Below are 9,325 nucleotides of genomic sequence, written 5' to 3'. Positions count from 1 at the left end.
AAAGGTAAATTCGAGCGGACCAAGCCGCACGTGAACGTGGGCACGATCGGTCACGTTGACCACGGCAAGACCACGCTGACGGCAGCGATCACGACGGTTCTCACGCAGAAGTTCGGCGGCGAGGCGAAGGCGTACGACCAGATCGACGCGGCGCCGGAAGAAAAGGCGCGTGGTATCACGATCAACACCGCGCACGTCGAGTACGAAACGGCTAACCGCCACTACGCACACGTCGACTGCCCGGGCCACGCTGACTATGTGAAGAACATGATCACGGGCGCGGCGCAGATGGACGGCGCCATCCTGGTGTGCTCGGCCGCTGACGGCCCGATGCCGCAAACGCGTGAGCACATCCTGCTGGCCCGTCAGGTTGGCGTGCCGTACATCATCGTGTTCCTGAACAAGTGCGACATGGTGGACGACGCCGAGCTGCTCGAACTCGTCGAAATGGAAGTGCGTGAGCTTCTGTCGAAGTACGACTTCCCGGGCGACGACACCCCGATCATCAAGGGTTCGGCCAAGCTGGCGCTGGAAGGCGACAAGGGCGAGCTGGGCGAAGTGGCGATCATGAACCTGGCCGACGCGCTGGATTCGTACATCCCGACGCCGGAGCGCGCAGTTGACGGTTCGTTCCTGATGCCGGTGGAAGACGTGTTCTCGATCTCGGGTCGCGGCACGGTGGTGACGGGCCGCGTCGAGCGCGGTGTGGTCAAGGTCGGCGAGGAAATCGAAATCGTCGGTATCAAGCCGACGGTGAAGACGACCTGCACGGGCGTGGAAATGTTCCGCAAGCTGCTCGACCAAGGTCAGGCGGGCGACAACGTCGGTATCCTGCTGCGCGGCACGAAGCGTGAAGACGTGGAGCGTGGTCAGGTTCTGGCCAAGCCGGGTTCGATCACGCCGCACACGCACTTCACGGCTGAAGTGTACGTGCTGAGCAAGGACGAAGGCGGCCGTCACACGCCGTTCTTCAACAACTACCGTCCGCAGTTCTACTTCCGTACGACGGACGTGACGGGCTCGATCGAGCTGCCGAAGGACAAGGAAATGGTGATGCCGGGCGACAACGTGTCGATCACGGTCAAGCTGATCGCCCCGATCGCCATGGAAGAAGGTCTGCGCTTCGCCATCCGCGAAGGTGGCCGTACCGTCGGCGCCGGTGTCGTTGCAAAGATTATCGAGTAAGAGCCAGAGATCTTCTCGGTAATTAGCGGTTTCGGGGTCGGCGAAGTCCGCCGGCCCCAAATGGTTTAGGGGTATAGCTCAACTGGCAGAGCGTCGGTCTCCAAAACCGAAGGTTGGGGGTTCGATTCCCTCTGCCCCTGCCAAATTCTTGCGCCAAGTGGCGCTGCTTAAGGTGTTATGGCGAATCCTTCCGTCGAAACTGTAAATACTTCCGGCGACAAGTTGATGTTGGTGGCGGGCGTATTGTTGGTCTTGGCCGGGTTCGTCGGGTTCTTCTGGCTCTCAGGCCAAGAATGGTACGTCCGCGGCGCAGCGCTTGCTGTTGGTGTCATCGCGGGTGTCGCAGTCGGTCTTCTCTCTGCGCCGGGCAAAGGGTTCATTGCGTTCGCCAAAGACTCGTACAAGGAAGTCCGCAAGGTTGTCTGGCCGACTCGCAAGGAGGCTACCCAGACAACTCTAGTGGTCTTCGCGTTTGTTCTGATCATGGCCATTTTCCTTTGGCTTAGTGATAAGTCGATTGAGTGGGTGATTTTCTCGGCGATTCTGGGTTGGAAATGATATGAGCGATACTCCGGCATCCCCGAGTGGAAAGCGTTGGTATGTGGTGCACGCCTACTCCGGCATGGAGAAGAGCGTGCAACGCGCGCTTCAAGAGCGCATTGAGCGTGCAGGCATGCAAGATCAGTTCGGTCAGATTCTTGTGCCGACCGAAGAAGTCGTAGAGGTAAAAGGTGGTCATAAGTCGGTCACCGAGCGTCGTTTTTTCCCGGGCTACGTCCTGGTTGAAATGGAAATGACGGACGAAACGTGGCACCTGGTAAAGAACACGGCCAAGGTCACTGGTTTTGTCGGCGGTGCGCGCAACCGCCCAAGTCCTATCTCGCCACGTGAAGTCGAAAAGATCATGTCGCAGATGCAGGAAGGCGTCGAGAAGCCGCGGCCGAAGACGCTGTTCGAGGTAGGCGAGATGGTCCGCGTGAAGGAAGGTCCATTCACCGACTTCAATGGCAACGTCGAAGAAGTGAACTACGAAAAGTCCCGAGTCCGTGTTTCCGTCACGATTTTCGGGCGATCGACACCGGTCGAACTCGAGTTTGGCCAGGTCGAAAAGCTTTAATCGAATACATCGCGCGTGGCTTTCGGGTCATCGCGCGATTCGCGCTTACGGTCCGCGGTATGGCCGTTGAGGAGCGTCAGTAGGCGGCACCGTCGAACACGCGCTATCACTCACCGAACGCTCACGCGTTCAGCAGAGGTTTCAACATGGCAAAGAAAATTATCGGCTTTATTAAACTGCAGATTCCTGCAGGTAAAGCCAACCCGTCGCCGCCGGTCGGTCCGGCACTGGGCCAGCGCGGCCTGAACATCATGGAGTTCTGCAAGGCGTTCAACGCGCAGACTCAAGGTATGGAGCCGGGTCTGCCGGTGCCGGTCGTCATCACGGCATTCGCGGACAAGAGCTTCACCTTCATCATGAAGACGCCGCCGGCAACCGTTCTGATCAAGAAGGCAGCCGCCGTGCAAAAGGGTTCGAGCAAGCCGCACACCGACAAGGTGGGCAACATTACCCGCGCTCAAGCGGAAGAAATCGCGAAGACCAAGATGCCGGATCTTACGGCAGCTGATCTGGATGCAGCCGTGCGCACGATCGCCGGCAGCGCGCGTTCGATGGGCATCACTGTGGAGGGCGTGTAAATGGCTAAGCTTTCTAAGCGCCTTCAGGCATTCGCGACCAAGGTAGATCGTCAGAAACTGTACGCAATCGACGACGCACTGGCTCTCGTGAAAGAGTGCGCGAGCGCGAAGTTCGATGAATCGATCGACGTCGCCGTTCAGCTCGGCATCGACGCGAAGAAGTCGGACCAGGTCGTTCGTGGCTCCGTCGTTCTTCCGGCTGGTACCGGCAAGTCGGTTCGCGTGGCGGTGTTCGCTCAAGGCGACAAGGCCGAACAGGCTCGCGCAGCTGGCGCGGACGTGGTCGGCATGGAAGACCTCGCCGAGCAAGTCAAGGCTGGCAATCTGAACTTCGACGTCGTGATCGCTTCGCCGGACACGATGCGTGTCGTCGGCACGCTGGGTCAGATCCTCGGTCCGCGTGGCCTGATGCCGAACCCGAAGGTTGGCACGGTTACGCCGGATGTCGCTCAAGCGGTCAAGAACGCAAAGGCCGGTCAGGTGCAGTTCCGCGTCGACAAGGCCGGTATCATCCATGGCACGATCGGTCGCGCATCGTTCGAGCCGGCATCGCTGCGTCAGAACCTGTCGGCGCTGATCGAAGCGCTGCAAAAGGCAAAGCCGGCGACGAGCAAAGGCGTGTACCTGCGCAAGATCGCCGTGTCGAGCACGATGGGCGTTGGCGTTCGCGTGGATCAAGCAACGCTGGCACAACAGTAACAATTTCGGGCGCGATCGGCTGATCGCGCTTCAAAAAGGGCTTTGGGCGGTTGCGAGACTGCAATATCGAGTCGAGCAACCGGTTGTCAAAGACCGTTGGTGGTGGTGCAGCAGGCAGGCATTGCCTTAATTCAAGCCAACGCAGATGGCGAACCCGAAACAGTTTTGCAGTGGTTGAAGTCGGTTGTCGATCATCCTGAATGATCACCAATCGATCGAAATACTCCTAACAGTCGGACGCCGTTGTCGAACGTGGTGCATGAGGGTTGTGGCCCGAGTGCATCGAATCTGGAGGTTTAACCGTGCCACTGAACAAAGAAGATAAGCAGGCAGTCGTCGCTGAAGTCGCCGCGCAAGTCGCGAAGGCTCAGACGATGGTGCTCGCTGAGTATCGTGGGATCACGGTTGGCGATCTGACCAAGCTGCGCGCGAAAGCGCGTGAGCAACAGGTGTATCTGCGCGTGTTGAAAAACACGCTGGCGCGTCGCGCCGTGGAAGGTACGCCGTTCGCTCCGCTGGCTGAGCAGATGACCGGTCCTCTGATCTACGGCATCTCGGAAGATGCCATTGCCGCTGCCAAGGTCGTCAACGACTTCGGTAAGGGCAATGACAAGTTGATCATCAAGGCTGGTTCCTACGAAGGCAAGGTAATGGACAAGGCAGGCGTGCAAGCGCTGGCCAACATTCCGAGCCGCGAAGAACTGCTCTCCAAGCTGCTGTTCGTCATGCAAGCGCCTGTTTCCGGCTTTGCGCGCGCCCTGGCCGCGCTCGCTGAGAAGAAGCAAGGCGAAGCTGCGTAACGCACACGCTTGGGCACCAGTTGCTCAGTTAGGTATTAGCTAGATCGCTAGCTCGATCCGAATTCAATTTAGGAGTATTTCAAATGGCAATCGCAAAAGAAGACATCCTGGAAGCCGTTGGCTCGATGTCGGTTCTCGAACTGAACGAACTGGTCAAGGCGTTCGAAGAGAAGTTTGGCGTGTCGGCTGCTGCTGTCGCAGTTGCTGGCCCGGCAGGTGGCGGCGCAGCTGCTGCAGTCGAAGAGCAAACCGAGTTCACGGTCAACCTGCTCGAAGCAGGCGCGAACAAGGTTTCCGTGATCAAGGCAGTTCGTGAACTGACGGGTCTCGGCCTGAAGGAAGCGAAGGATCTGGTCGACGGCGCACCGAAGCCCATCAAGGAAGCGGTGCCCAAGGCTGCTGCTGAAGAAGCCAAGAAGAAGCTGGAAGACGCAGGCGCGAAGGCTGAAATCAAGTAAGTTTCATTGCGCTATGCGAAGGCTGGCGGTTTTCCACCGCCGGCCTTTTTGTGCTTTGTGGGGACGCAGTTTTTGTGCTTGTCGGCAAGCATGAAAGTCTCCACAGAAGCCAAAGAAAACGTTCGGAGCGGCAGATTTTTCCGATTGTTCTCTTTGTCTTCTGAAGCGACTGCAGAAGGCAAGTTTGGTCGGGTAGCGGGAAACACAGGCATCCGCTGCCGTCAGCCAGCGGTTGGTAGCGGCCAACCACCAAGCTTCTAGGCTCGCGCGTCCTCCCGGGCACGTGCGCGGGTCTCAGTCGGTGAACACCGGGCTGTGACATCGAGGTATCCCGCCTCGGTAACGCCCGCCGTGATTCGGAGATCGTATGCAATATTCCTTCACCGAGAAGAAGCGTATTCGCAAGAGTTTCGCGAAGCGCCCCATCGTTCACCAAGTTCCCTTTTTGCTGGCGACCCAGCTTGAATCATTCCAGACGTTTCTGCAAGCAGACACGTCGTCCTCGCAGCGCAAGTCGGAAGGCTTGCAGGCTGCGTTCACCTCTGTTTTCCCGATTGTCTCGCACAACGGTTTCGCGCGGCTCGAGTTCGTCAGCTACATGCTGTCGTCGCCCGCATTCAACATCAAGGAATGCCAGCAGCGCGGCCTGACGTACTGCTCGGCTCTGCGCGCGAAAGTGCGTCTGGTTCTGCTCGACAAGGAGTCGCCGAGCAAGCCGGTCGTCAAGGAAGTGAAGGAACAGGAAGTGTACATGGGCGAAATTCCGCTCATGACGCCGACGGGTTCGTTCGTCATCAACGGAACGGAGCGCGTGATCGTGTCGCAGCTCCACCGTTCGCCTGGCGTGTTTTTCGAGCACGACAAGGGCAAGACGCACAGCTCCGGCAAGCTGTTGTTCTCGGCGCGCATCATTCCTTACCGCGGTTCGTGGCTCGACTTCGAATTCGACCCGAAGGACGTGCTTTACTTCCGCGTCGACCGTCGTCGCAAGATGCCGGTGACGATTCTGCTGAAAGCGATCGGCATGACGCCGGAGCAGATCCTCGCGAACTTCTTCGTGTTCGACAACTTCGGCCTGATGAGCGAAGGCGCGCAAATGGAATTTGTTCCCGAGCGCCTGCGCGGTGAAGTCGCGCGTTTCGACATCCAGGACCGCGACGGCAACGTCATTGTCACGAAGGACAAGCGGATCAACGCGAAGCATATTCGCGACCTCGAAAACGCCAAGACGAAGTTCATCTCGGTGCCGGAAGAGTACCTGCTCGGCCGCGTGCTGGCGAAGAACGTGATCGATCCGGAAACGGGCGAAGTGATCGCGAACGCCAACGAGGAAATCACCGAAACGGTTCTCGAGAAGCTGCGCGAGGCGAAGGTCAAGGACATCCAGACGCTCTACACGAACGACCTGGACCAGGGGCCGTATATCTCGTCGACGCTGCGTATCGACGAAACCGCCGACAAGATGGCCGCCCGCATCGCGATCTATCGCATGATGCGCCCGGGCGAGCCGCCGACCGAAGAAGCGGTCGAGGCGCTGTTCAACCGTCTGTTCTACAGCGAAGATGCGTACGATCTGTCGAAGGTCGGCCGTATGAAGTTCAACCGCCGTGTCGGCCGTGACGAAATCGTTGGCCCGATGACGCTGCAGGACGACGACATCCTCGCGACGATCAAGATCCTCGTCGAGTTGCGTAACGGCAAGGGTGAAGTGGACGACATCGACCACTTGGGCAATCGTCGTGTGCGTTGCGTCGGCGAGCTCGCGGAGAACCAGTTCCGTGCAGGTCTCGTGCGCGTGGAGCGCGCCGTGAAGGAACGCCTCGGCCAGGCCGAGAGCGAAAACCTGATGCCCCACGATCTGATCAACTCGAAGCCGATTTCCTCGGCGATCCGCGAGTTTTTCGGTTCGTCGCAGCTCTCGCAGTTCATGGACCAAACTAACCCGCTGTCGGAAATCACGCACAAGCGTCGTGTATCCGCACTGGGCCCGGGCGGTCTGACGCGCGAGCGCGCGGGCTTCGAAGTCCGCGACGTGCACCCGACGCACTACGGCCGGGTGTGCCCGATCGAAACGCCGGAAGGTCCGAACATCGGTCTGATCAACTCGCTCGCGCTGTATGCGCACCTGAACGAATACGGCTTCCTCGAAACGCCGTACCGCAAGGTCGTGGACAGCAAGGTGACCGACCAGATCGACTATCTGTCGGCAATCGAAGAAGGCCGTTACGTGATCGCTCAGGCGAACGCGGCAGTGGCCGACGACGGAACGCTGACCGACGAACTCGTGTCGTCGCGTGAAGCGGGCGAAACGCTGATGGTCACGCCGGATCGCATCCAGTACATGGACGTGGCGCCGTCGCAGATCGTGTCGGTGGCTGCATCGCTGATTCCGTTCCTCGAGCACGACGACGCGAACCGCGCGTTGATGGGCTCGAACATGCAGCGTCAGGCCGTGCCGTGTCTGCGTCCGGAAAAGCCGGTCGTCGGTACGGGCATCGAACGCACGGTGGCGGTCGACTCGGGTACGACCGTGCAGGCGCTGCGCGGTGGCGTGGTGGATTACGTCGACGCGGGCCGTATCGTGATTCGCGTGAACGACGATGAAGCCGTTGCCGGCGACGTCGGCGTGGACATCTACAACCTGATCAAGTACACGCGTTCGAACCAGAACACGAACATCAACCAGCGTCCGATCGCAAAGGTGGGCGACAAGGTCTCGCGCGGCGACGTGCTGGCCGACGGCGCCTCGACGGATCTGGGCGAGCTCGCGCTCGGCCAGAACATGCTGGTCGCGTTCATGCCGTGGAACGGCTACAACTTCGAAGACTCGATCCTGATCTCGGAAAAGGTCGTTGCGGACGATCGCTACACGTCGATCCACATCGAAGAACTGAACGTCGTTGCTCGCGACACGAAGCTCGGACCGGAAGAAATCACGCGCGACATTTCGAACCTCGCGGAAGTGCAGCTTGGCCGTCTCGACGAGTCGGGCATCGTGTATATCGGCGCGGAAGTCGAAGCGGGCGACGTGCTGGTCGGCAAGGTCACGCCGAAGGGCGAAACCCAGCTGACGCCGGAAGAAAAGCTGCTGCGCGCGATCTTCGGTGAGAAGGCATCGGACGTGAAGGACACGTCGCTGCGCGTGCCGTCGGGCATGAGCGGCACGGTCATCGACGTGCAGGTGTTCACGCGCGAAGGCATCACGCGGGACAAGCGCGCGCAACAGATCATCGACGATGAACTGAAGCGCTATCGCCTCGACCTGAACGACCAGCTTCGTATCGTGGAAGGCGACGCGTTCCAGCGTCTCGCGCGCATGCTGAACGGCAAGGTCGCGAACGGCGGTCCGAAGAAGCTCGCGAAGGGCACGAAGATCGACCTCGCTTACCTCGAAGATCTCGACCACTACCACTGGTTCGACATCCGTCTCGCGGACGAAGAAGCAGCGGCACAACTGGAAGCGATCAAGGACTCGATCGAGCAAAAGCGTCACCAGTTCGACCTCGCGTTCGAAGAGAAGCGCAAGAAGCTCACGCAAGGCGACGAACTGCCGCCGGGCGTGCTGAAGATGGTCAAGGTGTATCTCGCCGTTAAGCGTCGCCTGCAGCCTGGCGACAAGATGGCGGGTCGTCACGGTAACAAGGGTGTCGTGTCGAAGATCGTGCCGATCGAAGACATGCCGTACATGGCCGATGGCCGTCCGGCCGACGTCGTGCTGAATCCGCTCGGCGTGCCGTCGCGGATGAATGTGGGTCAGATTCTCGAAGTGCATCTGGGCTGGGCCGCGAAGGGTCTCGGCTGGCGTATCGGCGAAATGATGCAGCGTCAGGCGAAGGTCGAAGAACTGCGTCAGTTCCTAACGCAGATCTACAACGAGTCGGGCCGCAAGGAAGAGCTGGAAAGCTTCTCCGACGACGAGATCGTCGAACTGGCGAAGAACCTGCGCGAGGGCGTGCCGTTCGCGACGCCGGTGTTCGACGGTGCGACGGAAGACGAAATGTCGCGCGCGCTGGATCTGGCCTACCCGGACGAGATCGCAACGAACCTCGGCATGACGCCGTCGAAGAACCAGGTCACGCTGTACGACGGCCGCACCGGCGAGGCATTCGAGCGCACGGTCACGGTCGGCTACATGCACTACCTGAAGCTGCACCACCTGGTCGATGACAAGATGCACGCACGTTCGACCGGTCCGTACTCGCTCGTCACGCAGCAGCCGCTGGGTGGTAAGGCACAGTTCGGTGGTCAGCGCTTCGGTGAGATGGAAGTGTGGGCGCTCGAGGCGTATGGCGCGTCGTACGTGCTACAGGAAATGCTGACGGTCAAGTCGGACGACGTGACGGGCCGGACGAAGGTTTATGAGAACCTCGTCAAGGGCGATCACGTGATCGACGCGGGCATGCCGGAATCCTTCAATGTGCTGGTGAAGGAAATCCGCTCGCTCGGTATTGATATCGATCTGGACCGCAATTAATCGGACTACGGAGA

At 59.7% G+C, this 9,325-nt stretch carries 8 protein-coding genes and 1 tRNA gene; all 9 read left to right on the top strand.

Annotated features, from left to right (window positions below; genetic code table 11):
- A partial coding sequence (gene tuf, locus NCS58_RS13550) for an elongation factor Tu (RefSeq protein ID WP_250477167.1) occupies positions 1-1,185 on the top strand: 1,185 nt, incomplete at its 5' end.
- 67 nt (positions 1,186-1,252) lie between these two features.
- Positions 1,253-1,328: transfer RNA gene (locus NCS58_RS13545), tRNA-Trp, on the top strand.
- 34 nt (positions 1,329-1,362) lie between these two features.
- Positions 1,363-1,743: a preprotein translocase subunit SecE gene (gene secE, locus NCS58_RS13540; RefSeq protein ID WP_008343790.1), complete on the top strand. Its 381-nt coding sequence runs from the start codon at positions 1,363-1,365 to the stop codon at positions 1,741-1,743.
- 1 nt (position 1,744) lies between these two features.
- On the top strand, positions 1,745-2,302 hold the full coding sequence (nusG, locus tag NCS58_RS13535) for a transcription termination/antitermination protein NusG (protein WP_061120232.1): 558 nt from the start codon (positions 1,745-1,747) through the stop codon (positions 2,300-2,302).
- A 146-nt stretch (positions 2,303-2,448) separates the two neighbouring features.
- Positions 2,449-2,880, top strand: a complete 432-nt coding sequence (gene rplK, locus NCS58_RS13530; protein ID WP_008343796.1) for a 50S ribosomal protein L11 — start codon at positions 2,449-2,451, stop codon at positions 2,878-2,880.
- On the top strand, positions 2,881-3,579 hold the full coding sequence (gene rplA / locus NCS58_RS13525; RefSeq protein ID WP_061120231.1) for a 50S ribosomal protein L1: 699 nt from the start codon (positions 2,881-2,883) through the stop codon (positions 3,577-3,579).
- Positions 3,580-3,881: 302 nt separating this feature from the next.
- Positions 3,882-4,379, top strand: a complete 498-nt coding sequence (rplJ, locus tag NCS58_RS13520) for a 50S ribosomal protein L10 (RefSeq protein WP_061120230.1) — start codon at positions 3,882-3,884, stop codon at positions 4,377-4,379.
- 83 nt (positions 4,380-4,462) lie between these two features.
- A complete protein-coding gene (gene rplL, locus NCS58_RS13515) occupies positions 4,463-4,837 on the top strand; it encodes a 50S ribosomal protein L7/L12 (RefSeq protein WP_014192486.1) in 375 nt (124 codons plus the stop codon).
- A 367-nt stretch (positions 4,838-5,204) separates the two neighbouring features.
- A complete protein-coding gene (rpoB, locus tag NCS58_RS13510; protein ID WP_061120229.1) occupies positions 5,205-9,311 on the top strand; it encodes a DNA-directed RNA polymerase subunit beta in 4,107 nt (1,368 codons plus the stop codon).
- The last annotated feature ends 14 nt before the right edge of the window (positions 9,312-9,325 follow it).

Source organism: Caballeronia sp. INML3B (assembly GCF_023631305.1).
GTDB lineage: Bacteria > Pseudomonadota > Gammaproteobacteria > Burkholderiales > Burkholderiaceae > Caballeronia > Caballeronia turbans.
Note: the sequence above shows the minus strand (reverse complement) of the source record. Positions and strands in the feature narration are given on the sequence as shown.